A 25,847-nucleotide genomic window follows, 5' to 3' on the forward strand; every position below is an offset into this window, starting at 1 on the left:
GTTCATAAGGCTCCATTCCAATGGCTAATAACATGCTATCATCCCGATAATAGGCCGATAAAAAAATCGATGTTTAATAATTGTAAAACCTAATGCGATCTGAATCACTTCATGTCCTCTGGAAGTAGCGTGTACGTATTTGCTTACAAACTTGAAGTTCTCCTCATAAACATCTGTCAATGATTTTGCAGCAATCAGGCGGAACGCCTTTTCTAATAATTCCGATGGGAGCGCTTGGTGTTTTTTCTTCGTCATAAAAGAGTATGCTTGCAAAGGCATGAATACTGTTCCCCGTCACCTAAATTTATGCTCCAATTAATTCCATGAATTGATGAAGAAGCTAATCCAACTTTGATTGCAATGTTGCAGCAATAGCCTTTGCAACTTTCGCCCATCCATAGCTGCGGATAAAATGCCGCCAGCATATCCTGCCCCTTCACCTGCCGGATATAAGCCAGCAAGCTGTGGATGCATCAAATGATCCGGATTCCGCGGAATGGTAATGGGAGCGCTGGTTCTCGATTCTGTTGAAACGAGCACAGCGTCTTTATGTTTGTATTTAGGCAAGCGCTGGCAAAAAATCTCTAATCCTTTTCTCAATCGTTCTGCTAATGCTGAGGGCAAATGCTGATGCAATGCAGAAGGATAAATACCGTGGAATATAGGAAGTCTCCAGCAATTCGGCACTAGTTGTTTTTTTTAAAATCCCCCAGTCTTTGCGCAGGTGCTTTCGGACCTCCATCACCCAAGTCAAACATCCTTTTTCAATTTCAGCCTGAAACATCAAACCTTGTAAGGCCCCAAACTTTTCAAAGTGCTTGAGTCCTTCTCATCTACAGTAGTCACCATCCCACTATTGGCAAAGGGTGAATCGCGGCGCGATAAAGACATCCCGTTTACGACGATCTCACCGGGAGCAGTTGCAGCGGGAATGATGAGCCCTCCCGGACACATGCAAAATGAAAACACTCCTTTTTCTGCAATCTGGCAACTCAAAGCATAACTCGCAGCTGGTAGGTAATCAGGCCTTTTTGCCTGTTTGTATTGAAGTGCATCAATCGCAGTTTTGGGGTGCTCAATACGGACCCCTATTGCAAAGGGTTTCAATTGAATTAAAATTCCTTTATTTTGAAATAAATGATAAATATCCCGGGCCGAATGTCCAGTAGCCAAAATGACCCTTTCGGTTTTAAAATCACCGCGATTGGTTTTGAGTTGTACAATCTTTGCTTTAATCACGTCTTGCTGATAAATTTCAAATCGCGTCTTCTTTCGCGAACATCTTTACCCCGCTCAATGATGACGGGTTTGATTCCTGCCAAAATCAGTTCCAGTGCTGCAAAATATCCACATGGACCCGAACCTATGATATGAACTAAAGGTTTATCACTTACCTCCTTAAAATCAAATACTGGATTTTCATACAAACAAACGTTCGTTAGTGAAACCTCTGCCTTTAAAAAAAATAAATAAGCTGCCCTCTGGCATCTATGTTTCTACGTCACCCGATAACAAAAACCGGTATCGGGTAAAAGATTAGCGCAGTCGAGATCGCGATGCGATGAACCTGATCATTGTTCCATTCTGAGGCCGGAATTCTGTAGTCAACATATAACATGTTTAACAGATGGCAGATCTGATGCGTAGCAATTTTTCCAGAAGCGGCTCCAACAGGTCTAATTTCAGCATATTGGCTCCATCTGATTTGGCCAAATGTGGTTGGGGATGGGTCTCAATAAACAAACCATCAACGCCCACTGCAACGGCAGCACGAGCGATGGTTTCGATGAGCTGCGGTTTTCCACCGGTCACTCCGGATGATTGGTTGGGCTGTTGTAGAGAATGGGTACAGTCCATGACGACCGGTACTCCAAATGATTGCATCATTGGGATACCTCTATAATCGACGATGAGATCCTGATAACCAAATGTAGTTCCTCTATCTGTGAGCCATACGTTTGGATTGCCACTGCTTAATTTTATCAACCGCAAACTGCATACCCTCAGGACTCATAAACTGTCCCTTCTTGACATTTACTACCTTTCCTGTTTTGGGAGCAGCCAGCAACAAAGAAGTTTGCCGGCATAAAAATGCAGGGATCTGCAAAACATCACATATTCAGCTGCAAAAACCAGCTTCTTCATCGGTGTGGATATCCGTAGTGACAGGGATTTGAAATGTATTCCCAATTTTTTGTATAATTTCCAATCCGGTTTGATCGCCAATTCCATGATTCGACAACACAGTGACCAGCTATCAAAAAAAATTGTTTGTTTAAATTTAGTTGTATTTGATTGAGAATATCCTGTTTCATATTATTTATCCATTTTCAAAACCCATGCACCTGCATTGAAGTGTTTCTTCATTTCATTCAATAATTGTTGGAGGTCTTTTTCTTTACAATCAAAATTGAATTCCTACGCGATTAAATTTTCCATAAATACCCCGATACAACTGGTAGTTTTCTTCAATTTTCTGAGCCATACGATCCGCATTTGATTTGTTTATAAAGGAACCGACAATGATGATGCAGGCTTTATGTTTGACAAGTTGGCTCAAAGAGTCTATAACTTCAGGAGTGATGTTGGTTTCTTGCGAATCCGGATCAACAACCAGCTGTGAAGAATTTTCTATCTGGGAATTGAGCGAATCATTGGGAGCCATTAAAATTGATTTGAGAACTGCGCTGTCTTCCTGCGTGAGCATATTAGTCGAGTCCATGACCGGTATCATTGATATTGCCTTTGTAGGCTTTTTATCCGGCCAAAAAGAATACTAAAAAATGATCCATAACAAACCCAAATGACAAACAATGGATTTAGTGATTTTTCTTTTTTTCGAGCTTCAAAATAAACGGGGAGTTGCGATGACAGGATCCGGCTGATAAGCTTTTGAACTGCTTGTACCGGCAGAGGGTTTTTGTTCCATAAAATTCCCTGTGAATATTTGAAGTACTCTGTTTGAAGACTAAAACATTTTTCTCCGGGGCTTAATGCTCGAAAGGATGAATTCAAAATGACCCTGTTGCTCTAATTGAGAATTGGCTGTAAATTGAAGCGCAAGCAATTGTTCGCGTACATCCTCCTTTGCATAGCCGAAATCGGATTCCATGTGATCCAGCATTTCATTTGGGTCTGTATCTTCATCAGGTACTAATTCAATCAATAAATGCCCGGGATAAATTTGACCTTCCAAATGGTTCACATGAGCAGATCGGGATTCTGCTTTAAAGCAGCGCAATACCCGGAATCTTAAACCAGAGGTACTGGTTCAAGTGCCACCAAAGCAAGTACAATATATTCGCCCTTTTTGTCAAATTGTTTACTGTATGCGAACACCAAAATAATCAAAGAAGTTTTAAGGCAGCATGGGTAATTTATTATATATGTACCGCGCTAAGCAGCAATAGGAGTTAGCTTATTCTGCTTCCTTTTTCTTGCGTTTGATCTTAAACAGGTCGATAATTTCCTTCTCAGTGAGGAATTCAAATTCTACAAATTGAGAACTGACATGTTTTTTGATCTCTGGTATTCCTTGCTCGTTTGTCCCTTATAGAAAGCTAACAAATTCGCACATAATCCATGCAAAGTCCTTTGGTCTCCTGATCAAATGCGCTGTTTCCAAACACATTCATGTAATTGTACAGTGTGCGAAGTAATTCAAAAAAATTATGATATTCCGGTTCTGTCAGATTTGTGATGACTTTGGAAAACAGTTGTAATACTGCCAGACGCAAACATTCATTGTTGATCGACATCCCTTCGTACTGACTGTAAAATGCATTAACTACATCCAATGTGTCTTCATGCAAAAACCTTTATCATGAATGGCCATTAACAAATTGTAAAAGCGAATCAGGTCATCGCCTTCATTGCGATTGAGTAAATTAAAAACTTTGCGATCTACATTGGGCCCAAATAAAATTCCACTGCGATAGGAATTTTTGAGAAACTTAAAATACAAATTATTAAACTGCGGGTTCTCATACCTGCATGCATTGAGTGCATTTGCAAGATGTTGGGGTTTCAGTAGGATTCAATTCGATAAAATTGGCAATCAAAGCAATCAAATCAATGAACTCTGGCTCTTTGTAAAACTTTTTGACCTGAGTTTATGAATCTCTTCGATATAACTGTCACGACTAGATTTAAATTCAATTCTGCTTTGCAGGAAATGTTTGAGTGCTGTCGACTCCAAATGAAGTTCATTAACTGTTTCCGGAAAATCAGCATGCAGGAAGTTGAAATGTAAACTGTTTTTTATAACGGCTTAATAAATTTTTGCGTTCTTCCGCATCCCGAAAACGATCATGAATCATCGATTGAAAATAGGCCTTCACCTTTTTTATTTTCAATTTGATCCAATAAATTCGCAATCCAGATATCACTGCTCAAGGCAAAACCCAATTGTACAGTTTGACCAATTCGTTGACGGATCACATCAAAATTGGTGGAGTTTGCAATGGCCAGTAAAAATTGTTTGAATGTTTCTGGCGGACATACTTAAACTGATGGCTGATCTCTCCCCGCAAGACGCTATAGCCCGTAGATTCTAGGCTGGAACAGGCCTTCAAAAAATGGATTTAGCAGGACTTTTCCAATTCCGGCAATTGCAAAGGATGTTGTTCGGCCACCTCCTGATAAATTTCAGCTACCATGGGTTCATAAACTTCCTGTAGGACTTTATAAAGTTCTACTGTTTCCTCTTCGAGGTAAGCCGCCAGTTCATCGAGCTCTGTATTAATTCTGCAACGGCCTGGAGACGTTCTTTGTAATCTTGAAGTAGCGCTTGCATAGGTTTTATTTTGTTTGCTAAGAATGACAAAACCTGAATAGAAATACATCCTATCCAGGTTTATAATATTTTATAATTTAGTACATTTATAAAATTATATTTCTATAATTCTATAAAATTCAAAACAAAAAACGGCAAATCGGTTAAGGGTTTCGGTTTTATTCCTCCTCAGTACTAGCTACGTCAGGTGTAGGTGCGGCTGCTTTTGCCTCTCCACTTACTTTTTTATGGAAGTCGGCCATTTCCTGTTTGCGAGCTTCCACTTTTTGGGCAATATTGCCTTCTTTTGAATTTACCCATTCCTGATATTGGTGATCTGCTTGTTCCTGAGTGAGAGCGCCTTTTGTTACTCCCCTTTGCAGATGTTTGCGATGTAATACGCCTTTGTATCGAAGGATCGCATTTACAGTATCTGTGGGTTGAGCTCCCTTCATTAACCATTCGAAAGCTTTATCGCGATCGATGTCCACAGTAGCTGGCTTCGTAATTGGGTTATAAATACCTAGTTTTTCGATGAATTTTCCATCTCTAGGAGACCTGGCATCGGCAATGACGATGTGGTAAAATGGTGCTTTTTTGCGCCCTTTGCGTTGTAATCTGATTTTAACGGCCATTTATTCAGTTTTAATGTTTAGACCTCTATCCACTTACTCTGAAAACAGACTGTGCCGACATTAAGGGCCGCAAAGTTAAAGGTAAATTCAGAATATAGCTTAGAATCTTTCTAAAAAAATCTACAAACTGGATTTGTAGCAAACTATTTGACTATCAGACTAACTGTCTATTTGGTAGTGTCTCAGTTTGAAAAAATAATTTAAAATTATACTAATATGATAAAGAAAATAACAACACAGGCTTCACCTGGCGAAAGCTACGTCAGTATGACTAAAATTTACTTTTTTAGGAATACTAATTTATGTATCGGTGCAAAAATAATCAACTTCCCTTTTGAAGTACAAATGTCAGGCACAACATACTTAACGATCCCATAGGCCCCGGGAAAGCAATTTGATGTACTTGAATTATCTTATAGCCATCATCTAAAGCAGCCTTTACTTGTGGGAATCGAAATTCGGCAAATCCTTCTGGATTTGAAACATTTTTAATGGTAACGGTAATTACTTGTTGCATAAGGATTAGTTTAGAATACCCAAAAATACAAAAGGATGGTTTCCAAGCCTTCTTTTTATTTCTCGGTCAATCTAACTATATCCTCTACTTCCCAAAGTTTCTTAGTTAAACCAGCTTCCATTGCCGGGGTGCATCTGATTGTTTTATGAATCTTTACAAAGTTGTAATAAACGAAGTGCAAAGCGATTGCGTAACAATGGTTTTCTATTTTCTTAGAGAAAGCGTTGGTTAGCCTTGTAAATCTCCTCATGTGCATTCTCATGGTCAAATTCTGTCTTTCGATATGGCTTGTAGTTACATAATTGGGGCTGGGGTTTCCAGTAACTACTGTTTCTTTTGTCCCTAAACATTCAGCTGGGCTGTATCTTTTTTCGTTTCCTCTGCCTTCGCCTTGTCCATAAATCTTCACCAGCTGTGAGTAATCAATATTGCCACCGAATGCGTTATCTGTAGCTTCTAAATATGCTTTCAAACCATCAGTAGTTAACTGCACTCTGTTTTTAAGTCTGTATCTTAAGTCTTCCATGAAAGGAATAGCAGTATCTAAATCTCTACTTCCAACTAACCAAGAAAGAACTAATTTAGAATCAGGGTCAATTCCTACGAAAGTCCAAATGTCGCCAGCCTGATCTTCCATTCCATCCGGTACGTTCTTTTGTTTTGCATAAACAAAGCTCCAAATCTCATCACATTGGATTCTTTTTGAGTTTACGTTAACTACATTCTCATTATGGAAACTCTGGCAGCCCTGCCAACGTCAACCAGTAATTTAGTTACTGTATTTATTGAAACATCAGCAATTCTAGAAGTAGCCCGTAAGCTTGTGCCCTCAACAAGTAATTTGATGATCTGGGTTCTTTTTTCGATTGGTAACTTATTCATGCATCAAAGATACAATGAATACTTGAACGGTCAAGCAAAAATATCAATTTAAAAACTGGTATTTTTCCTATTACATAAGTACATTAAATTTATGTAATTGATTTACAGCTGTTTACGATTATTTGCTTGGTAACGTCGCTTACCTACAGTATCCAACGGAGAGATATTATATTTTTCGGGTTCAACCAAACCCAATTTTTCATTTTGAGAAAATCGGATTTAAGCTCTAAATAATAATCATCTCCATTAAACTTATGCATTCCTTCGTAAATCGCTTTTTCTACTTTATCTTTTATTGATTCTGACATATCTTATGCTCCATTTATAATTAGTCTGGTTTGAAAGAAAAACCGAAATCCGGTTTTTGCTATATAATCAGTTACTATATCGTTATAATCTCTTATTATCTTGGTCAAAACTGGATCGCCTGAATAATCATCAATTTCAATCCTTAATGAATTTAGCTTCTCAATTCCAATGTTTCTCGTGCGAAAACCAAAGCTTGTTGTTTCCTAAATCTTCTGCTATTTTTCTGGCTCTTTCTTCTTTCTGGGCATCCGTTACAGGAGAGCCAATATTATTCGTTTTGTGATGTGTCCATGTTTTGAACTTGTATTTAACAAGCCATGATTTTAATAAATCAACAGTTAATTTCTTTGCTTGTTCATAGCTTTCAAGTATGGCTAAATCTAAACTTTGAAACTTAGCAAACTCTACAACGGACAATTCTTTTTTATTTGATTTTTCAATCATCGCCTCTACTCTGTCAAGATAACCTAAAGCCGGAACGTAATCTGTTCCAATCAAAACTTGAGGGTCAATTGGTCCAAGTGATGAAGAATAGTCCATGTAAATTTTATCTCCAGACATGCATATAATCGTACCTGCCGACATTGCATAATCAGGAACAATAAAATAAACTTCCTTATAATGATGCCTAATAATATCTACTAATTTTTCAGATGCTTCCGCGCTTCCGCCAGGTGTATTAAGGATTATTACACAACGATCTTTAGCTTCTCCATCTGCTTTCAATTCCTCAATCACATCCCTGAACGCCCTTTCGTAAAATGGATGTATTTCCCCATAATAAAATATACAATCAGCCTCAAATTTTGTTTCAATTTTTTTAAGGTTGTCTTGCAAAATTTGATTGATATGCTTGTCTACTTCGAGCATTTATTTAGGTTTTTTTCCATCTGGTTTGCGCTGCCAATTTAGCAATTTCTTTTCTTTTAGCCGGACTTAATTTTTCTGCCCTTGCCTTTCCTCCTTTCAATCCTCCGAGTTTTCCCAGAGCTACAGCAGCAGCATTTTTCCATCTTCTGTTATTTGGATCTCTCCGGTTGCCAAATCCACTATATTTTTGGCTTTTTGATTAAAATCAGTAGGTAACTTTGATTTTTTCATATTCGCAAAGATACAACGCTATTCTTATCCGGTCAAGCATCAAAAAAGGAAACTATTTTCAAACTGAGACACTACCGTCTATTTGTCTATTTGTCTATTTGACTATTTGTCTATTTGTCTACCAGACTAGCAGACTTGCAGACTAACAGACTATTTGACTATTTGACTATTTGACTATTTGTCTAACAGACTGTTGGACTAGCAGACAAGCAGACTATCAGACTTACAGACTAACAGACTTCCTCCCTACCAGACTTCCTCAACATGCATCCCTCCACTCCTTAGCGCCAAAATAGTAGCGATAGCTCCAAAATTTTTTAAAAATCAAGCCTCAATCTCAAATTCAACCTTTGGCTGCTGAGATAATTGGGAATTGCAAACTGGTAGTTATACAAAGTGCGAATCCAGCTGATGGAGGCTTCATTTTTAACTTTGAGCAAATTAAAAACTTCGGCACTGATCCAGGCCTGTTTGCAAAATCTAAAAAAGGAATTCGGTTTTTGCATTCGTTTCGATCGGTCCCACAATTGCATCGAAAAACCGATATCCACGCGATGGTAAGCTTTGAGACTTTGATCGTTGCGGTAAACCGTGTTGGCTCCTTTAAGACCATAAGGCAATCCACTGGCCAAATTGATTTGGATGTGCATTTTAAAATTTTTATTCTGCGGCAAATAGTCCTGAAAAAAAATGCTCAATGCCATGAATTGATCAGTTGGTCTGGGTACATCATTGATATCTTTTCCATCAGGCTGCTCCAGGCTGCGCTCTTTGTGTTGGATGCCTAACAAACGTTCGTGAGTGCGTAAAAAGGACAGATTGACCCAGGATTCTGCGCCCGGTACAAATTCACCGTGAATCCGGTTATCCCATCCGATAGCATAGGCCTTGGCATCATTAGCTCCTGAATAACGGATGCGAACATTCTCAAGATCATAGGATACCACATCCCACAAATCTTTATAATAAACTTCAGAAATCCATTTGAATTTGGATGGACTCAGTTTTCGCATCCAGAATTCCTGTTGCATTCCAGTACATAGTGCACAGATTTTTGAGCTTTTAATTTGGTATTTAAACTTCCATCAATAGCCCGCATCTCTCTGTAAAATGGAGCCTGGTGATAAAGTCCGGTTGAAATCCAAACATGTATATTGCGTTTGTTGTCGATGGGAATCCATTCCATTTTAAGTCTAGGATTCATTAAGAATTCCTGATTTAATCCGGAATGATGAAGGCGAATCCCGCCGTTAATTTTTAATACATTTTGATCGTTTATTTTCCATTTTATTTCATCCTGGACCCAACATGCAAATTTGTCATTGACGATTTCATTGGAAGATTTGTAAACATTAAAAATCCTCAATCCGGAATCAGACAGAGGCAGGGCATATCCTGCAGAATCCAGGCGCTCCCATTCATTGATCTTGTCATCCAAATGTTCGCGCCGGTACCAGGCACCCCATTGCATAAAATGTCCGATTCCGGAGCTGGTTGAAGAAAATCTATAGCACCTCGCCATTCGTAATGTTGCACTATACTTTCAAGCCGATTACGTGCATACAAATGTTGCGTTCCTACGCCCCATAATTTGACTTCCTTTCCTTCTTCATCATTCTGACCTGCTTCGACTTCGACCAAACGATAGTAGCCCAGGATATCAAATCGCTCAGCTTCATAACCATAATACAGAGCAGCATTCCACTTCATAAAAAATGGATATCGAGATTGATCTGATATATAATTCAAGCTTAGGCCCGTCATATTTTGTTCAAAATAATCATCTTCAGATCCTTCAAACTCCGTATTCAGGTTTAGAATCTGAAAAAAACTGCCTTTTGCTACCGTTGAAGATTCGGGAATCAATTCAAAGTGACTGCGATTGATGTTTCCAATCCAGGACAACTTCCATTGTCTGCTTAAATCATAATTTACAAAGGCCTGCAAATCCAGAAAATCTGGAGTGTATTCGCCTTTCACATCAAGACTGCTCAATATATACCTGGTTGTTTTATATCTCGCACCAACCAAATAACTCAATTTTCTTGGAGCAGTATTTTTCCAAATATATTGGAGCTGCCTTCTAAATGAAAGCTCATTCCTAACAAACTTGCAGCAGCACTGGCTTTCAAAGTATCCGGATTTTTATATCGGATGTCCATCACAGACGAAAGTTTATCTCCATATTTCGATTCGAATCCTCCGGAATAAAATTTGAGTTCTTTTACCAGATCAGGATTTGGAAAAGACAAACCTTCCTGTTGTCCATTGCGAATGAGCTGTGGCCTGAAGATTTCAAAATCATTGACAAAAACCAGATTCTCGTCATAACTTCCACCGCGAACGCTGTATTGAGAGGACAGTTCGCCGCCGGCGCTACTGCGCAATCCGAGAGCGATGGATGGTAAGACGCTTTCCAATTTCCACTCACCGTTGGCAACATCGAAAAAGATTCAACATTTTTCCCTAACCCCCACTTTCCATATCCTCATTTTCTGCAGTGATCTCAACCTCTGTGTTTACGATCCGAGTCAATAAAATTTCAATTAATTTTCCTGATTGGACTTCCTTCCATTTGATCTTTTTCTCGATGGGTTTGAAGCCAAGTCGGTTCACTTTAATGAGATAATTTTCTTTTTGAGGAAGAAACAATTGAAAATTTCCCAAGGCATCCGTTTCTGTAAAAATGGCTGTTTCGGAAATATAAACACTGGCCAGTTCAATCGGACTTCCATCTTGAGCATCGACTACTTTACCGTTTAGGGTAAAAGAAATAATTTGCGAATGCAACTGTAGATTGCAATAAAAAAAGTACCAAATTAATTCTGATGGCTAACTTGATCGCAGACAAGATTCGTATATAAAGTGAAGTATCAATCAAAATTCAAAAGCATTCACTGTTATGGATTTCAATTTATGGATCACTTCTTTTGGCTTGGCATCGCCAAAAACAGCATTTCCGGCGACCAGTACATCAGCACCGGCGCGGAGTATGGTTTCTGCATTTTGCAAACCAACACCACCATCTACTTCAATCAAAACATCGAGATTTCTGTTGATGATTTCAGCTTTTAAAGTTTTTATTTTATCCAATGTTCGGTAAATAAATTTTTGACCTCCAAATCCGGGGATTCACCGACATCATACATACGATATCCACATTTTCAAGGACGTCGTACAATAAATGAACCGGTGTATGTGGATTCAAAGCGACGCCAGCTTTGGCTCCTGTTTCTTTGATTTGCTGAAGAACCCTGTGCAAATGTGGACAGGCCTCTAAATGGACCGTAATATGATCTGCTCCGGCGTTCCGAAAATCGGAGATGTATTTTTCAGGTTCCACGATCATGAGATGCACATCCAAAGGCTTTTGTGCCTTTCTATGCATCGCCGAAAGCACGGGTAGTCCAAAAGAAATATTCGGAACGAAGCGACCATCCATCACATCAATGTGATGCCAATCAGCTTCTGATTCTTCAAGCCAGACTAACTCGTCTCCAATTTTCAGAAAATCGCAACTCAATAAGGAAGGGGCAATGATGGGCATGTTTATTGTTTAAGGATTGTTCGATTTCAAAATACAATATTAGAGAAAATAAATTTAAGAGGCTAAAGGGAAAAGGCCAAAGGTTAAAGAATGCATTGAATTGAAATTAATATTAACGCTATTACATACTTATTTGAATTTGATTGTAAAAACAATAAATTTCTCGTGTGGTCTTGCTTTTTACCTTTTACCTTAAGCCTTTTAACCATACTTACCCTTCCGAAATAACAACCTGATCAAAAGGTATGGGCGCCTGCTGATGAAAACTCAAATAAACATTTGCGGTGACCCAGATATCCTGAGCACAATAGCGCGCAATGCGATCTATATCTTCTTCTTCATAATAGACCCGCCCTACCTGGCTACCATCTATATCTGATTTCGGACTTTCTAAACCGAGACAAGCTGATAATAAATCGAGTGAAATAAAATGTTTGATGTCTCCAAACTTCCACATTTCCATGGTATCGAGCAGGTGCTTTAATTCCCATGGTTTTCTGCCGGCAATCTGCAGCGGAGCCGGAAGCTGCAATCCATTCATCAAAGCGCGCCTGCATAAATAAGGAATGTCGAATTCCCGAATATTATGTCCACACAGGCCGTGACGTTCAGGATTTCCAAAGTGCGAAGTGAGAATACTAAAAAAATCAGTCAGCAGTAATTCCTCATCGGGACCGGCAAAAGTCTTGATGCGCAATTGGTTGTTTCGAAACAATCCAACCCCAATGCAAACGATCCGTCCGAACTCGGCATAAATCGCAGCTTTTTCCTCGTATAAGTCCTCTAAAGATTTTTCCGGTTCACGTTCCCGGTAATAGCGCATTTTGGTTTCAAAGAGCTTTTGCCATTTTTCATCGAGGTTTTGATAGCTAGATTCAGCGCTAACTGTTTCTAAATCTATAAACAATATATTATTAAGTTCCATAATGTTATACACTCAGGGTTTACCCTGATTTTTTAAAACAACATACTAAAATAAGTAAAATGCTTGTTATTTCACTAACTTTACCAAATCAAATACATATAAATATGTCAACATCAAATCAAAATGTGAAAGCGCTGGTCATTATAGCCATTCTTGGATTGTTCGGATTGAACGTTTATCAATTTGTAAATAATTCCAATCTCCAAAAAGACAATCTCTCCAAAGAAAACGAATTGGTTCAACTGGAAGATACCAAAGCAAAATTAGATAAAGATTATCAGCAGGCTATTTCGGACTTGAACGATATGAAAACCAATAACGAAGAACTCAATAGAGTCATTGACACTCAAAAAGGAAGAACTTCGCATTCAAAAGATAAAATTTCAGGTTTGCTCAGAGATAGCAAAAATCTCTCCATAGCAGAAAGGAAATTGAAGTCATGAAGTCAAACAGCAAAGAATACATAGCGGAGATCAATAAACTGAAAGCAGAAAATGAACAACTCAATGTTCAAAACACAAGCCTCCAAAAAGACAAGGAGAGTCTTACTCAGGAAGTTCAAACAAAGCTGTCTGAAAATCAAAAATTAAACGAAGCTAAAGCAAACGTAACTGCAGAAAAAGAAAATTTATCTAAAGAAAAAGATCAACTCAGCCGCAGATACAATAGGGCAACTGCCATTCCGGTTAGTAAAATTGACGCGGAAGCTTTTCAGGAAAGAGAAGGCAAAAAACCTAAAGGTGTTTCCAAAGCAGGTGAAGTTGATTTTATGGAAGTTTGTTTTAAAACCAGCGTCAATAAAAATGCAGAATCCGGCAGCGAAAAATTTTATATACGCATCATATCTCCAACAGGTGAAACGCAATCCATCGAATCAGAGGGTTCCGGCGTCATTCGCAATGATCTCAATGGCGAGATGATTAAATATTCGGCAGTGGTCACCACCGCTTACGCCAACGATGAAAAGAAAATTTGCGGACAATTCAAAATCCAGGAGGATTCTCAGCAGGCATTTACCAAATAGAGGTATTTAATAAAGGTTATCTCGTTGGTACAGGTACGAAAAACTAAAATAATTCGGCTACTATAGCATCTTTAAATTTAATAATACTAACTGCCATTTCCTGGTTCGATACTGCATTTACCCTTATTGGATATTCCATTAGTTTTATTGAATTAATTTCTGTTGCTGCGGGTATAGTGGCTGTTTATTATGCGGCCAAAGAAAACATCCTGACCTGGCCTATAGGACTTATAAATATCATCACAGCTTTTTTTATTTACTACCATGTCAGATTGTATTCTGATATGTTTCTCCAGATCTATTTTATTTGCATCAGTATATATGGATGGCTTATATGGAATATGGAACATAGAAATGCAGTCCCTTTAAAGTATTTGTCAAACCAAGGATTGGCCTTATTTGCATTTCTAATCATCATTTGCACAATAGTCCTTGGAAAGTTCATGTCGCATATTCACGAATTTTTTCCATCCGCATTTCCGGAACCTGCTGCTTATCCTTATTCAGATACGCTGGTGGCCGTAGCTAGCATCATCGCAAATACACTAATGGCCAGAAGATTTATTGAAAGTTGGATACTTTGGATTGGTGTAGATGTTATTTGCGTTTACCTGTATTTTCAAAAAGATATCAAGTTTATTGCCTTTGAGTTTTTGATTTTTTTAATCCTTGCTTGTTTCGGACTCTACAATTGGATTCAAATGAAACGAAAACAAGATCAGATTTCAAAGTCTTTGCATCGCTTGTGACAGATCATCTATTAAATAAGATGCATCTTCTAATCCTGCATACATTCTGATCATTCGGTGTGCTTCGATGTCCGGATTAAATTGTGCTTTATCAATTCCTGCCAATCTCGGAATGATCAGACTTTCATGCCCACCCCAACTCACAGCCATCAGGATATGTTTCAAATCATTGCAGAAGGATTCAATTTTTTCAATTGAGCTCGATTTAACTACAAATGAGAACAGACCACAAGCACCTGTCATTTGCTTTTGAGCCAAAGCAAATTGGGAAAATCGGGATCAAATGGAAAAGTAGCGTTCCACTTTTGGATGGGCTTTTAAGAATGCAACTACTGTTTGCGTTGTTTTTTCAATGCGCTCCAATCTTACCGGCAAGGTTCTTAAGCCCCGCAAAAGCAACCACGCGTTGAATGGTTGAATTCCATTTCCCGCTGTTAAATACTCGAGATTGAAAATTTTCTCCAACAAGGCTTTCTTCCCACATAAAACTCCAGCAACTGTATCGCTATGCCCTGATATATATTTGGTCGCTGAATGCAAAATTAAATCGATGCCCATTATTGCCGGTTGCTGAAATATCGGACTACAGTAGCTGTTATCTATAACCGTGAGTATATTTTGGGCCTTTGCGATTTTTGATATCGCCTCCAAATCCTGTATCGCAAAATCCCAGCTATTCGGTGATTCGAGATAAATGACACGGGTGTTATTTTGAATTGCTGCAATGAAATTCTCCGTATTTCTTCCGTCTACATAAGTCGTAGTAATTCCATATCTTGGTAGCCACTCATTAAATAATTTTTGAGCCCAGGTATAGGGTTCCCGCACCGACACGATATGATCACCTGACTTCACAAAAGGGACCACTGAACTAAAAATGGCAGAAGCCCCACTGTTAAATACGAGTGCATCTTCTGTCTGTTCCAGGGCAGCCAATTTTTGCGCAAAATGTCGACTGTTGGATTCAATCCTCTTGAATAAAGATAACCGCCGTATTCATCTTTAAATCTTTGCCGCATTTCTTCAACACTATTGAATGCGAAATTGGAAGTCTGCATGATGGGAGGCGAGATGGCATTGAAATAAAGCTCCCGATCTTCAGCCAATTCGTTGAGAATGTATGACAATTCAAGTGGATTCATGTGAATATTTACTGGTTATATTATCATATTAATTGTAAAATTAAGACGATTTCGTTTGTATTCAATTTCTCTTTATTGATCTTAACTTTATATGATACCGGCATCTCAGAAGTGTCATTGGTATCAAATTCATTTTCTATAGGCTTGCACAGATTGAGGCAGATCATAAAAGTCCAGAATTCAATAGCTCAAGAATTCTACAAAAATCTGCAGCTTTCAACTATTCTGAATCAATTGGTCTGTGATCATCTTTTAAAAATCCAAAAAACATACACCGACACATTTAAATGTAGTGTTAAATATTAAATAGTTAGTAGTAATTATGAAGTGATAAGAGTATCCTTAAATGATCAGCTATTCATTTGAAATTCGTTTTTTTAGCAAATGGTAAATTCCGATCAAGCCAATAAACACGATTGCTGCTATGAGCCCATACTGAGGATACAAATAAATACATGAAACGCAGACAAAAAGATAGGCCATTATAAACAGAACCGGAACGAAAGGATAAAATCGCATCGCATAAATATGACTACTATCCTGTGAACTGGCATTTCTCCGAAGATAAAATAAGGTGGCCGCAGAAGCAGCCATACCCAGTGAATCCAGGATCATAACAAAGCCAAGAATTTTATCAAATGTTTCTGCAAAAAAGTGATGACCAATGCAGTTGCTGCAAAAAACGCTTAAACTGACAATAAATACCTGACTTGAGGGATGCCGTTTTGAAAATATTTTGGGAGGACTCCATCTACACTCATTGCATACATAATCCTGGGATTACTTAACAGATTAACATTTACATAGGTCAATACGGCCAATACCAGCAAGCCCGTAAATATGGTTTCACCAGTGGATCCTAACAATTTTAAAACCACTACAGATGCAATTCCACTTGAAGTTTTAAGTTCGTCGAAACCAATAACTTTGTAATAACTGAAGTTGATCAATAGATAAAGAATAATAACAACGCTCATTCCAATGATAATTCCTCTTGGCATAGCCTTCGGTGCATTTTCAACTTCCTCCCCAAAATTGATCGAGTGCTGATAACCTCCATAGGTAAAAGAAACAGCAACCAAAGCTGCACCAAAAGCCCAGAAATAATCTTTCCAATTCGCATATTTAACAGCCTGTACCAAATTGGAATTATCAGCATGAATTTCTGGAAAAAATAATGCAGATATAATGAGAAGTATCATTGCAATTTTAATGAGCATTAATACATTGAGCGTTGTAGAACTGAATTTTAAGCCTTTGAGATTCACAAAGTAAAATATAGCAATTGATCCAACTGCAATCCAGGTTTTAATAGCTACACCTACATTGGAATCGAATAATAGAGAACATAAATAATCACTTCCAATTAAAGACACGCCTCCGAGCGCTGCTGCGTTTGAAATCAAAATAGTGCCGTTCATAGCAAATGCAATGGAAGGATGATAAGCTACAGAAAATATTCTATAGTAACCACCCGTAATGGGATACCTTGATCCAATCTCAGCATAAGTAAGGGCTCCGCAAAGAGCAATAATGCCTCCGGTAATCCAGGCTATAAAAAACATTTCTGAATTCAAAGATGCATTTGCAGTAACCGATGCTGTTTTAAAAATGCCCATTCCAATAACCAGGCTAATCACCACAATGCTTAGCGAAAATGGTGTGAGTTTAGGCCTGGATGAAGTTTCCATAAGTAAGACATTTAAATTTTTGTAAGATAATCCAAATTTAAAAGTTCATTCATTATAAAATATTTCATCCAAGACCAAATTTTGTTCGAATCCCGCTGATGACTTAGATTTTGGCAGATTTAATTTCCTTCATTTTTTAATCTGTTCGATTTCCTTGTAAGCCCCCAGTATGAATAAAATAAATTTTTTGAAATGAATGTAAGTTATACTCCTTTGAAAAAGATAATAACAATGGACCCGTATAAACGCGATCTAATAATATTCCCTGTTCCGCTTGAAATGTTTTCATAAATAATTCTAATTCAGCATCCATTTTAGAAAATTGATGCGAATGATTTCCTCCTATCCAGTTCATCCGAGGATGATTTTCAAAATCGTAAATTGCACTGCGGACCACTCTTTTACTTGCTATTTGCAAATGTTTTGTGTGGTTCAAAATTCCTCTAATAGTTGTGCCAGTGCCACATCCACATATCAATAGATGCTCCGCATGATCCAAATCTTCTGGCAACTCAGCTATAAGTTGACGGATCCCCATTTCTCCTGCATCTCCGCTACCTCCTTCAGGTATCCACATCAAATTTTTACCACCGATCTCCAAATAATTTTCGCTGTGCGTACGCAAGTCCGAAGCGTATGATCTGGTAATGGATGTACATTTTGCCTGCCAGTTTAAACAGTCCCTCAAAGTGACTGATAGTTCCATAGTACCTTGATTATAAATCAAACAAGTGCATGGAATCTTCAATTGAAAACAAACAAAACTCATCGCATGCAAATGATTTGAATATGCACTTCCCATGCTTGCAATTCCATCAAAGTTTCCTTGCTTATAAATTTCCAGATGGCCACACAATTTTCTCCATTTGTTGCCACTGATGACAGCATGTATCAGATCATCCCGCTTTATGGATAATTGAATTCCGATGGAAGACCAATTTATTTGTTGCAATGGAGATGGAAGATGTAAGTGATCCGAAATAAAATCTTTCCACAGCTTGAAGGTATCCATTTGCATAAGCGTATAAGTTATCAACGGGCCAACTTAAATTCGATGGGCAATTTAAACTGTACACTTACATTTCTACCTTTATTCTTCCCGGGAATCCAATCAGGTATAAGTCTGACGACCCTTAATGCTTCTGCATCACAAACAGGTGTTGGGATTTTAAAACTTTAGGCTGCTTAACCCTGCCGTAGGAATCTACGATAAATCCAATAACTACGATTCCCTCTGTTTTCAAGGAAACGGCTTCCTGGGATATACAAGTTTTGAATGAATGAACCAGGACAATGCATTGTTTCCACCCGGAAATTGGGGCATCACATCTGCAAAATCAACAGCAAAATCCCCATCATCATTCATCCCGGTTCTTTCCGGGTTCAGGATCGGCGATTGATGAATAGAATCACTCTCAATGGGATCGGGAGCCCGTGTCTCTTTATTTTGAACCGGTTCTTCGACATGATCCTCAACTACTTTGATCAACGTTTCACTTTTGGCTTGTTGCTTTATAATATCCGCCTTTGTCGGATTAGCCGGAGTACTTTGTTTCATCAATTTTGGCAAGACAAATTCAGGTGGTGCTTCCAGTCTTACTTCGGTTATATACACTAATGGTGCTTGCTCTTTATTGCATTTTAATGAAGGACCAAGAATACAAATTGAAAATATCACATAAGCCGAGAGTGTTCCTATGATTTTATTTCTGAGATAGTTATGTCTCAATACATAAGCACCATAAGATTTATTCCTTGATTCAAATAGAATTTCGGTGAGTTCTCCGGTGAAAAATAATGTTGGTTTCAGCAAATTAGAAATCCATGATGGAATTTTCATGCGCGTTTTCTGTGTTGCATTTTAGCTATTTAACTTTGGGTTAGCCGTATTATTGCTTTTGAATTGATTTCATTTGATCGCATTTCAAAAGTTTTTTTAAAATTTTATACAGCTGCATTAATGGAATAATTATTTCATCTTGCAGCCTTACTTTCAAACAACCATTTGATAGGTTGCGTTTCATTAAATGGCATCAGGTGTTTCTTTATATTAAAATTATTTTTTAATATGATTGAGTATTTCTTCTTTGTCATCAGAAACTAAAAAAACAGATTCCTGTCAATCGGAGAGATGGTATGGTGCCGCTCCATAGCTTCCAAAAAAATCCATGAGTTCTTTATGGTATTCTTTCCCGTAAATAATAATTGGAAAATGAATCAATTTTCCGGTTTGGATCAAGGTCATGGCTTGAAAAACTCGTCCATGGTTCCAAAACCACCCGGAAAAACGATAAAAGCGTAAGAATACTTGATGAGGATGGTCTTCCTGGTAAAAAAATATTTCATACTGACCCACCTATCGAGATAAGGGTTAGGGAATTGCTCTGTCGGCAGTTCAATATTGCAGCCTACACTTTTGCCCCCACAGATTGCGCTTCCTTTATTTGCAGCCTCCATAATCCCAGGCCCTCCGCCAGTCATAATAGTACAGCCCAGTTTCGGTACTTATGCAGCCATTTGCTCTGCTTGCAAATAAAATGGATTGTTGCTGCTAAATCTGGCTGAACCAAAATAGTGACACAAGGACCAACAAAATACATTTTGCGAATTCCATTAAATAAATCCCAAAACACATCCCAAACAAATCGCAGCTCTGAAATTCGACTCATGGGGCCATTTAAATACTCAATATTTCTAATCTTACGGATAGGTTCCATTTGTGAAATTAACAGCAAGGATAAAAAAAATTAAGCCCTTAAAGACAATTTTTCTAATTTGCATGCAATCAACAGGTATGGAAGCTAATAAAATAATGAACCCGCCCGTTTTCGGCGAGTTCGAAAATGGCAGATACGCTGATTCCTTCAGAGATCATCAAATTAGCCAATGAAATCAACCTCAAAATGCAATCGGGGGAGCAGATTTTAATCTGACCATCGGAGATTTTGATCCACGGATTTTTCCACTACCCAAATTGCTTTACCCAGTTGATTATGAAGGCTTATGAAGATCATCAAACCAATTATCCAACGGCGAATGGGATGCTTGATTTGAGACAAAATCTGGCTTTACATATCTCAGACCGATTTGCCTTAAATTATCATGCTGACGATATATTAGTTTCCAGTGGCGCGAGGCCGCTTATTTATGCAGTGTATAAGACATTACTTGACCCAGGCGATAAAGTTATTTATCCTGTTCCTTCATGGAATAACAATCATTACTGTCATTTGAGCGAAGCGCAAGCTATTGAAATAAGTTGGTGCTGATCAAAATTTTATGCCTAATGCCAGCGATCTTGCAGGACATATAGAAGCACGCAACCCTCATTGCTTTATGTTCGCCCCAAAATCCTACGGGTACCGTGTTTTCGCGTGAATCACTTTCTGAAATTTGCCAATTGGTCAAACTGGAAAATAAAAGACGGCTAGGCTCTCAGAAGCCACTTTATATTATGTACGATCAGATCTACTGTGAGTTATGCATGGATGGCATCCAACACGAGCATCCCGTGCTGCTTGAGCCGGAATTAAAGATTATGTGATTAGTATCGATGGAATGTCAAAGGCATTTGCTGCTACAGGTATCCGGGTAGGATGGGCATTTGGACCAAAGAACTCATGGCGAAAATGCGCTATTCTTTCACATGAAGGTGCATGGGCTCCTAAGCCCGAGCAAGTCGCCACCGCAAAGTTTCTCAAAGAAGAGTGTGCAAATCAATAACTACCTGAATTGGTTTAAGTCTGAAATTGATTACAGATTAAACAGTCTGTATAAGGGTATGACAGATCTTAAACACGGGTTACCCGATTGACGTTATTCAGCCGCAAGCTGCCATTTATCTCACCGTAAAACTTCCATGGAAAGGGAAGAATTACCAAAAATGGAATGTTATTTGCTCAGAAAGATGTTACAGAATATGTGTTGAATACATGCCGGGTTGGTCTGGTCCCATTCAAAGCCTTTGGATCTTCTTCAGAGTCTGAATGGTATCGCATATCTGTAGGCACACTTCGCAGAGACGATATTCCTTCCATAATAAATGCTTTAAAAAGTGGAATGGATGGACTTGAAAAACATAGCTAATCCTTCGTTAAAATAAGCTTATCATCAAATGGACACAATAGAAAATAAGTTTAAAAATTTACATGCGGTTATTATGGCCGGCGGAGTAGGTAGCAGGTTTTGGCCATACAGCCGCAATCAAAAACCCAAACAATTTTTAGATATATTGAATTGTGGAAGTAGTTTGTTGCAATTGACTTATCAACGATTGAAAGCCATTATTCCCATGAATAATATTTGGGTGGTCAGCCATGTTGATTATTCAAATCTCGTGAAGGACCAATTACCGGATATTAGTTCCGACAGGATTTTATTAGAACCAAGTCGCAAAAATACGGCTGCTTGTATTATGTACGCCAGTAAGCATATTCAAGAAGTAGATCCGGAGTCATTGGTCTTTATTGCACCATCTGATCATTTAATCATCAATACCCTCGAATTTAACAATGCGCTTATAAAATCAGCCGCATTCCTGGCCAATCAAAGTGAAGGTTTACTCACATTTGGGATCAAAGCTTCGCGTCCGGATACGGGCTATGGATACATTCGTTTTTCAAAAAATGAAGACAGCTTAGGAGTTTGGCCTGTAGCACAATTTGTTGAGAAACCTGATCCAATCACAGCCAAAAGTTATATGGATTCAGGCAACTATGTTGGTGTTTGGAACTCAGGAATGTTTTTATGGAAAATGCAACTATCCTTGAAATGATGAAACAACATGCTCCCGGAAGTTTACTCTTGTTTTGGTACATATAAACCCGGCGATGTACTTGATGATATTTATGATCGCTGTCCTTCCATTTCAATAGATTATGCGGTCATGGAAAAAACCGATAAGGCATTTGTATTACCTGTTGATTTTGGTTGGAGCGATCTCGGCACCTGGGCATCCCTTTATGAGCTGCAGGGAAAAGATAATGTTGGGAATGTGATTTTGGTTCGCATATTTTACTTCGCGATACTAACAATTGTTTGGTACCGAAACGAAGAAAATAAAATTATTGCATTACAAGGACTTAATCATCTCATCATTGTAAATACAGCTGAGGCCCTATTGATTTGTGAAAAATCACAGGAACAAGCTATAAAACAAATGGTGGCGGAATTACAAACTCAATTTGGAAATTCAGTCTTGTAATCTATCATAACATTCAAATATTATACCTTCAAACATATACCCTTGCTGGTACTACAAAAAGGCTTAAAGCTGTGACTAGCTAAGCCCTCACTAAATATTTATTATGATTACTTGAGAATAACCAAGCGTTCCATCTGACTATTCGTTCCGCTCGTTATTTTACCAAATAACTTCCTTCGCTCAAATTGCCAGCATCAAATCTATACAATTTTTTGCTCAATGTTTGCCTCCATTATGGGTACACCATCCAGGGCAAAGATCTCTATCCTGCTTGGATTTTGAGCGCTGGCCTGCGTCTCAAAATAAATTTCTTAGGAAGCAGGATTTGGATAAATGCGCGAATGCAGGTTTTCGAAACTCTTGCATATTTATTTAAATCTCCCACCTTGAAATGGGTGTTGAAAAGATTTTATCATCCAGCAAACTCTTTGTATTAGTGGTATGCTCAGGACATTCCAATCGGAGATTGGACTTCAATATATTGGACTCGCGTCAATGCATTCGTACCGTTCAATTTTTACGGTAAGTTTTGCAGCATATTTTCCATGCTGGTTAAAAATGACTTCCGGGTTTTTAGCTGTAGATCTTAGCCGGAATCCCGGACTCAGTGCCAGTCCCATTGTACAACGTCTACGCTTGATAAATCCTGAATTACTTTTAGTGGCGGGCAGCCCTTTATGGTATTTTGCAGAGAAATTAACTTTAAGGATCAAGTAAACGGCAACTTTTTGATGACCGTATCTGTTCCACATATATTCTGAGAAATCAATCAGAAATTAAATTCACCTTCTAACACCATAATCCATTTCCGGATTTTGTGTAAAGCTCCTTTTCCATTTCCAAAGTCCCAAATGTAATTGGTCCCATCAATGGTTTGATTTGTAAAAATGCTTTGAATCCAACTATGGATACGTGAAGTCGACATCCGGTTTGCTGCGAACTTCTATAAAATCCTTTTTGGTAATAGAATCTGAATAAAACACTTTTTGTAACCAATTGCATCGTATTTTCCTTTGGTTGGATAACTCACCGCAGGATTTGGATCTGTACTTGTAGAAGGATTTCCTCCAGGGAAATACCAAACATAATCATTAGCGGCTACGGATTGATTTTGAAAGCTTACCTGATAAGGTTGCACAACCCGGTGTCTGTTGAAACAAATGCCGGGTGGGCACAACACAATTGTTATTTTGGTTCCTGAGTATCTCTTCCTACAATTATTGATCGCAACATAAATTACATCATAAGTACCTTCTGTGTATAGGTGGACTGGACTCGAATCTGTACTCGTCGTATTATCCCCAAAGATCCACAAATGCGATTTTGCATACCTTTCAGTTATGTGTAAAACTCACCTGACCAACATTGACCGATTGGGTGAATCCGGCGACCGGAACGCTATCAATCGTTACATATTCCTTACAGTAATAGAGCTATTAAATCGAGTACTATAAACCGTTAAGCCGGACATCATATTTTCCGGGAAGATCATAACGAACGACTGGATTTCTTTGTGTAGATACACTTGGAACACCACACAGAAAATCCCATTGAAATGTTTAGCATTAGGTGAGAACCTTATATCCTTAAATGAATATTACTACGGTGTACTGAAGCGCCTGCTAATATCTGCTTCAAATTCCGCAGTGGGGATACTTTCAATTTTAAGTTTTCTTGATCGTATTTTTCGCATACAATCATTGACCACCCATGAGTAATTTCATAAGTTGAATCTGTATAATAAACATGGAAAGGATTCATTTCATCCTTTGAATTCACCATCTCCAAAATTCCAAAAATAATCAACTCCTCTTTCCGATAAATTGATAAAGAATACTTCTCTACCCTGAATACCCCAGTTAAAATCTGCCCTTGGAATATCGTTAATTTCAATAAAATCAGTTTTGGTAATCAGCACTTCGCAGCGATGATTTCCTGCTTCCAGTGTCACAGGATAAATGCGGGAGTTCTATAAACGACCACCAGATTCTGAAGAATGGGTATCAGGTAGACCGCACGGAAATTTCCATTTTCAAGTTAGCCAGTATTAAGTGGGGTGTCTTTAAATTTTACAGAGCCCGGTTGACAACCATGGGTGACATCAGATGAAAATTCCGGTACAGGAGCTGAGGAGTTGGGGCAAAATGGAAATACAATTACTAAAAACATCGCCCCTCTTACAAATAAGTTTAAAACATCTTTAGAAAGAAATGACCAAATTTGGCCATGTGGTAGTCCGGGGCCATAATAGTCGGTCCGGAAAATGGATCATGCACCATATTGAAATTATGTCCAAACTGGTGCGCCTGCAAAGTAAGATAATCAGGTTGTCTTTCCTCTCCGGGTCCCCAGAAATCGCAAACACTATAACAACGTGCCGGGTCGCAGACTGATCCCTGATATCCTACACCAACTTCTCCTAAATTCCAAATTTGGCGGTCCACAAAAGTTGCCAAATCGTAAGCCGAACTTGAGAATATAGATGAATTGCTTCTACTGCGAATTTATCGAGCATTGCATTTAGATTTGCATCAATTGATCAAAGGGATCCATTGCTTTATCTTCATAAATAAAAATACCTGCTGGGTTCTACCATATTCATTTTCAAAATTCATCATCAAATACCGTTTGCACATCTGCAAAGCACAGTAACCACTTGATTCTCGGTTTGCTGCATAATCGCCGCCGTATTTTCTGTACATGTTGTAATCTGCTGCAAAGTGCAACTTGAATTTCACCACAAAGGTTTACAAGGTCTGGCAGCCAATGCCTGACTAACAGACTCCGTAATATTGTTTTTAAGAATATGTTCATCGTGGTTTTGACTCCACACTTGTCCAATTTTTCGACCAAATCAGATTTTTACTATAAGCTATGAACTGTTCGTTTGCCGGCAAGTTGGCATTCAAACTTTCCATGTCAGAGGTTCGATAAAAATACGTTTCTTTAGTATCCTCAATCATCAATTTAAAAAACCATCGGCCACAAATAGGCTCACTTTAGATTAGTTGTTTCCCTTGATAAAGCCTTTAAAACTACAGAAATCATTTCGTCTTTCAAGTTCTTTAATAGACTGGAACTCCCTGTAAATCTTTTATATTTTGAAGTCAAAAGGAATATTCAAATAATTGCAAAGTCCATTTTGAATTTTGGAGTGGACAATGTGATATACTCCAATAATACCTGCTGTCCCATCAATTTGTTTGACAATTTCTTGCACGCTAAAGTCAATAATTCATACGCTTTTAAGTGTTCATCGGTACCATCTACAACTTTAGTTTGAAGCGGACGCATGGAAATGTTTTGGGCATTCACTGAATGAATAACACAAAACAAAGAAATATAATT

33 protein-coding genes and 8 pseudogenes are annotated in these 25,847 nt (G+C 38.3%); 6 read left to right on the forward strand and 35 right to left on the reverse strand.

Annotation, left to right across the window (positions count from 1 at the left end):
• Window positions 1-24: 24 nt before the first annotated feature.
• The 21 genes and pseudogenes from IPM92_08965 to IPM92_09065 all read right to left on the reverse strand — a co-directional run bounded on the left by IPM92_08965 (window position 25) and on the right by IPM92_09065 (window position 12,690).
• Window positions 25-255 (reverse strand): hypothetical protein, encoded by a 231-nt coding sequence (locus tag IPM92_08965; protein MBK9108485.1) that lies wholly within the window; start codon window positions 253-255, stop codon window positions 25-27.
• A gap of 60 nt (window positions 256-315) precedes the next feature.
• Window positions 316-687, reverse strand: a complete 372-nt coding sequence (locus IPM92_08970) for a hypothetical protein (protein MBK9108486.1) — start codon at window positions 685-687, stop codon at window positions 316-318.
• Between the two features lie 96 nt (window positions 688-783).
• The gene (locus tag IPM92_08975) at window positions 784-1,239 is read right to left on the reverse strand and encodes a hypothetical protein (GenBank protein MBK9108487.1); all 456 of its coding nucleotides are present in this window, start codon (window positions 1,237-1,239) and stop codon (window positions 784-786) included.
• Window positions 1,236-1,427 carry an FAD-dependent monooxygenase gene (locus IPM92_08980; protein ID MBK9108488.1) on the reverse strand — a complete coding sequence of 64 codons (192 nt, stop codon included), beginning with the start codon at window positions 1,425-1,427 and terminating at the stop codon, window positions 1,236-1,238. The genes IPM92_08975 and IPM92_08980 overlap by 4 nt, the downstream gene beginning before the upstream one ends.
• A gap of 193 nt (window positions 1,428-1,620) precedes the next feature.
• A pseudogene (gene kdsA / locus IPM92_08985) lies at window positions 1,621-2,254 on the reverse strand (3-deoxy-8-phosphooctulonate synthase).
• 150 nt (window positions 2,255-2,404) lie between these two features.
• The gene (locus IPM92_08990; GenBank protein ID MBK9108489.1) at window positions 2,405-2,722 is read right to left on the reverse strand and encodes a hypothetical protein; all 318 of its coding nucleotides are present in this window, start codon (window positions 2,720-2,722) and stop codon (window positions 2,405-2,407) included.
• Between the two features lie 246 nt (window positions 2,723-2,968).
• Complete coding sequence (locus IPM92_08995) at window positions 2,969-3,241, reverse strand: hypothetical protein (protein ID MBK9108490.1); 273 nt, start codon at window positions 3,239-3,241, stop codon at window positions 2,969-2,971.
• Window positions 3,242-3,560: 319 nt separating this feature from the next.
• The gene (locus tag IPM92_09000; GenBank protein MBK9108491.1) at window positions 3,561-3,812 is read right to left on the reverse strand and encodes a hypothetical protein; all 252 of its coding nucleotides are present in this window, start codon (window positions 3,810-3,812) and stop codon (window positions 3,561-3,563) included.
• Between the two features lie 771 nt (window positions 3,813-4,583).
• On the reverse strand, window positions 4,584-4,844 hold the full coding sequence (locus tag IPM92_09005; protein ID MBK9108492.1) for a hypothetical protein: 261 nt from the start codon (window positions 4,842-4,844) through the stop codon (window positions 4,584-4,586).
• A gap of 109 nt (window positions 4,845-4,953) precedes the next feature.
• Entirely contained in the window at window positions 4,954-5,409 is a 456-nt protein-coding gene (gene rpsP, locus IPM92_09010; GenBank protein MBK9108493.1) for a 30S ribosomal protein S16, read from the reverse strand.
• A 322-nt stretch (window positions 5,410-5,731) separates the two neighbouring features.
• Window positions 5,732-5,926, reverse strand: coding sequence for a hypothetical protein (locus tag IPM92_09015; protein MBK9108494.1), 195 nt, complete (start codon window positions 5,924-5,926; stop codon window positions 5,732-5,734).
• A gap of 55 nt (window positions 5,927-5,981) precedes the next feature.
• Window positions 5,982-6,879: pseudogene (locus tag IPM92_09020) on the reverse strand (IS1 family transposase).
• Between the two features lie 240 nt (window positions 6,880-7,119).
• Window positions 7,120-7,987: pseudogene (locus IPM92_09025) on the reverse strand (ATP-dependent Clp protease proteolytic subunit).
• Window positions 7,988-7,991: 4 nt separating this feature from the next.
• Window positions 7,992-8,218 (reverse strand): annotated as a pseudogene (locus IPM92_09030) (hypothetical protein).
• Window positions 8,219-8,535: 317 nt separating this feature from the next.
• Window positions 8,536-9,249, reverse strand: coding sequence for a hypothetical protein (locus IPM92_09035; GenBank protein MBK9108495.1), 714 nt, complete (start codon window positions 9,247-9,249; stop codon window positions 8,536-8,538).
• Complete coding sequence (locus IPM92_09040) at window positions 9,219-9,584, reverse strand: hypothetical protein (GenBank protein MBK9108496.1); 366 nt, start codon at window positions 9,582-9,584, stop codon at window positions 9,219-9,221. The genes IPM92_09035 and IPM92_09040 overlap by 31 nt, the downstream gene beginning before the upstream one ends.
• Window positions 9,581-10,249: a hypothetical protein gene (locus IPM92_09045; protein MBK9108497.1), complete on the reverse strand. Its 669-nt coding sequence runs from the start codon at window positions 10,247-10,249 to the stop codon at window positions 9,581-9,583. Before IPM92_09045 ends, IPM92_09040 begins: the two co-directional genes overlap by 4 nt.
• Window positions 10,250-10,254: 5 nt before the next feature.
• Complete coding sequence (locus IPM92_09050; protein MBK9108498.1) at window positions 10,255-10,638, reverse strand: TonB-dependent receptor plug domain-containing protein; 384 nt, start codon at window positions 10,636-10,638, stop codon at window positions 10,255-10,257.
• A gap of 46 nt (window positions 10,639-10,684) precedes the next feature.
• Window positions 10,685-11,008 carry a carboxypeptidase-like regulatory domain-containing protein gene (locus IPM92_09055; protein ID MBK9108499.1) on the reverse strand — a complete coding sequence of 108 codons (324 nt, stop codon included), beginning with the start codon at window positions 11,006-11,008 and terminating at the stop codon, window positions 10,685-10,687.
• 87 nt (window positions 11,009-11,095) lie between these two features.
• Window positions 11,096-11,765: pseudogene (locus IPM92_09060) on the reverse strand (ribulose-phosphate 3-epimerase).
• Window positions 11,766-11,976: 211 nt separating this feature from the next.
• Window positions 11,977-12,690 (reverse strand): 3'-5' exonuclease, encoded by a 714-nt coding sequence (locus tag IPM92_09065; protein ID MBK9108500.1) that lies wholly within the window; start codon window positions 12,688-12,690, stop codon window positions 11,977-11,979.
• 104 nt (window positions 12,691-12,794) lie between these two features.
• On the opposite strand from IPM92_09065, the gene IPM92_09070 reads away from it, so the two are divergent.
• The 3 genes from IPM92_09070 to IPM92_09080 all read left to right on the forward strand — a co-directional run bounded on the left by IPM92_09070 (window position 12,795) and on the right by IPM92_09080 (window position 14,463).
• The gene (locus IPM92_09070; protein MBK9108501.1) at window positions 12,795-13,133 is read left to right on the forward strand and encodes a hypothetical protein; all 339 of its coding nucleotides are present in this window, start codon (window positions 12,795-12,797) and stop codon (window positions 13,131-13,133) included.
• Complete coding sequence (locus tag IPM92_09075; GenBank protein ID MBK9108502.1) at window positions 13,130-13,714, forward strand: hypothetical protein; 585 nt, start codon at window positions 13,130-13,132, stop codon at window positions 13,712-13,714. Before IPM92_09070 ends, IPM92_09075 begins: the two co-directional genes overlap by 4 nt.
• A 176-nt stretch (window positions 13,715-13,890) precedes the next feature.
• Window positions 13,891-14,463, forward strand: a complete 573-nt coding sequence (locus IPM92_09080; GenBank protein MBK9108503.1) for a nicotinamide mononucleotide transporter — start codon at window positions 13,891-13,893, stop codon at window positions 14,461-14,463.
• On the opposite strand, the pseudogene IPM92_09085 reads toward IPM92_09080, so the two are convergent.
• The 7 genes and pseudogenes from IPM92_09085 to IPM92_09115 all read right to left on the reverse strand — a co-directional run bounded on the left by IPM92_09085 (window position 14,440) and on the right by IPM92_09115 (window position 20,013).
• Window positions 14,440-15,605 (reverse strand): annotated as a pseudogene (locus tag IPM92_09085) (aminotransferase class I/II-fold pyridoxal phosphate-dependent enzyme). The gene IPM92_09080 and the pseudogene IPM92_09085 overlap by 24 nt on opposite strands.
• 354 nt (window positions 15,606-15,959) lie before the next feature.
• Complete coding sequence (locus tag IPM92_09090) at window positions 15,960-16,220, reverse strand: hypothetical protein (protein MBK9108504.1); 261 nt, start codon at window positions 16,218-16,220, stop codon at window positions 15,960-15,962.
• 71 nt (window positions 16,221-16,291) lie between these two features.
• Window positions 16,292-17,296, reverse strand: a complete 1,005-nt coding sequence (locus IPM92_09095; protein MBK9108505.1) for an APC family permease — start codon at window positions 17,294-17,296, stop codon at window positions 16,292-16,294.
• A gap of 136 nt (window positions 17,297-17,432) precedes the next feature.
• On the reverse strand, window positions 17,433-18,308 hold the full coding sequence (locus IPM92_09100; GenBank protein MBK9108506.1) for a hypothetical protein: 876 nt from the start codon (window positions 18,306-18,308) through the stop codon (window positions 17,433-17,435).
• A gap of 20 nt (window positions 18,309-18,328) precedes the next feature.
• Window positions 18,329-18,463 (reverse strand): energy transducer TonB, encoded by a 135-nt coding sequence (locus IPM92_09105; GenBank protein MBK9108507.1) that lies wholly within the window; start codon window positions 18,461-18,463, stop codon window positions 18,329-18,331.
• A gap of 73 nt (window positions 18,464-18,536) precedes the next feature.
• Window positions 18,537-19,136 (reverse strand): hypothetical protein, encoded by a 600-nt coding sequence (locus IPM92_09110; GenBank protein ID MBK9108508.1) that lies wholly within the window; start codon window positions 19,134-19,136, stop codon window positions 18,537-18,539.
• Between the two features lie 134 nt (window positions 19,137-19,270).
• A pseudogene (locus tag IPM92_09115) lies at window positions 19,271-20,013 on the reverse strand (TIGR00730 family Rossman fold protein).
• Window positions 20,014-20,139: 126 nt separating this feature from the next.
• On the opposite strand from IPM92_09115, the pseudogene IPM92_09120 reads away from it, so the two are divergent.
• The 3 genes and pseudogenes from IPM92_09120 to IPM92_09130 all read left to right on the forward strand — a co-directional run bounded on the left by IPM92_09120 (window position 20,140) and on the right by IPM92_09130 (window position 22,499).
• A pseudogene (locus tag IPM92_09120) lies at window positions 20,140-21,382 on the forward strand (pyridoxal phosphate-dependent aminotransferase).
• A 28-nt stretch (window positions 21,383-21,410) separates the two neighbouring features.
• On the forward strand, window positions 21,411-22,070 hold the full coding sequence (locus tag IPM92_09125; protein MBK9108509.1) for an NTP transferase domain-containing protein: 660 nt from the start codon (window positions 21,411-21,413) through the stop codon (window positions 22,068-22,070).
• Window positions 22,071-22,079: 9 nt separating this feature from the next.
• Window positions 22,080-22,499 (forward strand): hypothetical protein, encoded by a 420-nt coding sequence (locus tag IPM92_09130; GenBank protein ID MBK9108510.1) that lies wholly within the window; start codon window positions 22,080-22,082, stop codon window positions 22,497-22,499.
• 473 nt (window positions 22,500-22,972) lie between these two features.
• On the opposite strand, the gene IPM92_09135 is transcribed toward IPM92_09130, so the two are convergent.
• From IPM92_09135 to IPM92_09165, 7 genes are all read right to left on the reverse strand, one after another.
• A complete protein-coding gene (locus tag IPM92_09135; protein ID MBK9108511.1) occupies window positions 22,973-23,251 on the reverse strand; it encodes a hypothetical protein in 279 nt (92 codons plus the stop codon).
• A gap of 17 nt (window positions 23,252-23,268) precedes the next feature.
• Window positions 23,269-23,424, reverse strand: coding sequence for a hypothetical protein (locus IPM92_09140; protein MBK9108512.1), 156 nt, complete (start codon window positions 23,422-23,424; stop codon window positions 23,269-23,271).
• A gap of 18 nt (window positions 23,425-23,442) precedes the next feature.
• On the reverse strand, window positions 23,443-23,814 hold the full coding sequence (locus IPM92_09145) for a hypothetical protein (GenBank protein MBK9108513.1): 372 nt from the start codon (window positions 23,812-23,814) through the stop codon (window positions 23,443-23,445).
• 447 nt (window positions 23,815-24,261) lie between these two features.
• Window positions 24,262-24,450: a hypothetical protein gene (locus IPM92_09150; GenBank protein ID MBK9108514.1), complete on the reverse strand. Its 189-nt coding sequence runs from the start codon at window positions 24,448-24,450 to the stop codon at window positions 24,262-24,264.
• A gap of 238 nt (window positions 24,451-24,688) precedes the next feature.
• The gene (locus IPM92_09155) at window positions 24,689-24,943 is read right to left on the reverse strand and encodes a hypothetical protein (GenBank protein MBK9108515.1); all 255 of its coding nucleotides are present in this window, start codon (window positions 24,941-24,943) and stop codon (window positions 24,689-24,691) included.
• 87 nt (window positions 24,944-25,030) lie between these two features.
• Window positions 25,031-25,237 carry a hypothetical protein gene (locus IPM92_09160; protein ID MBK9108516.1) on the reverse strand — a complete coding sequence of 69 codons (207 nt, stop codon included), beginning with the start codon at window positions 25,235-25,237 and terminating at the stop codon, window positions 25,031-25,033.
• A gap of 382 nt (window positions 25,238-25,619) precedes the next feature.
• Window positions 25,620-25,793 carry a hypothetical protein gene (locus IPM92_09165; protein MBK9108517.1) on the reverse strand — a complete coding sequence of 58 codons (174 nt, stop codon included), beginning with the start codon at window positions 25,791-25,793 and terminating at the stop codon, window positions 25,620-25,622.
• Between the last annotated feature and the right edge of the window lie 54 nt (window positions 25,794-25,847).

The sequence above is a fragment of the Saprospiraceae bacterium genome, from assembly GCA_016719615.1.
GTDB lineage: Bacteria > Bacteroidota > Bacteroidia > Chitinophagales > Saprospiraceae > Vicinibacter.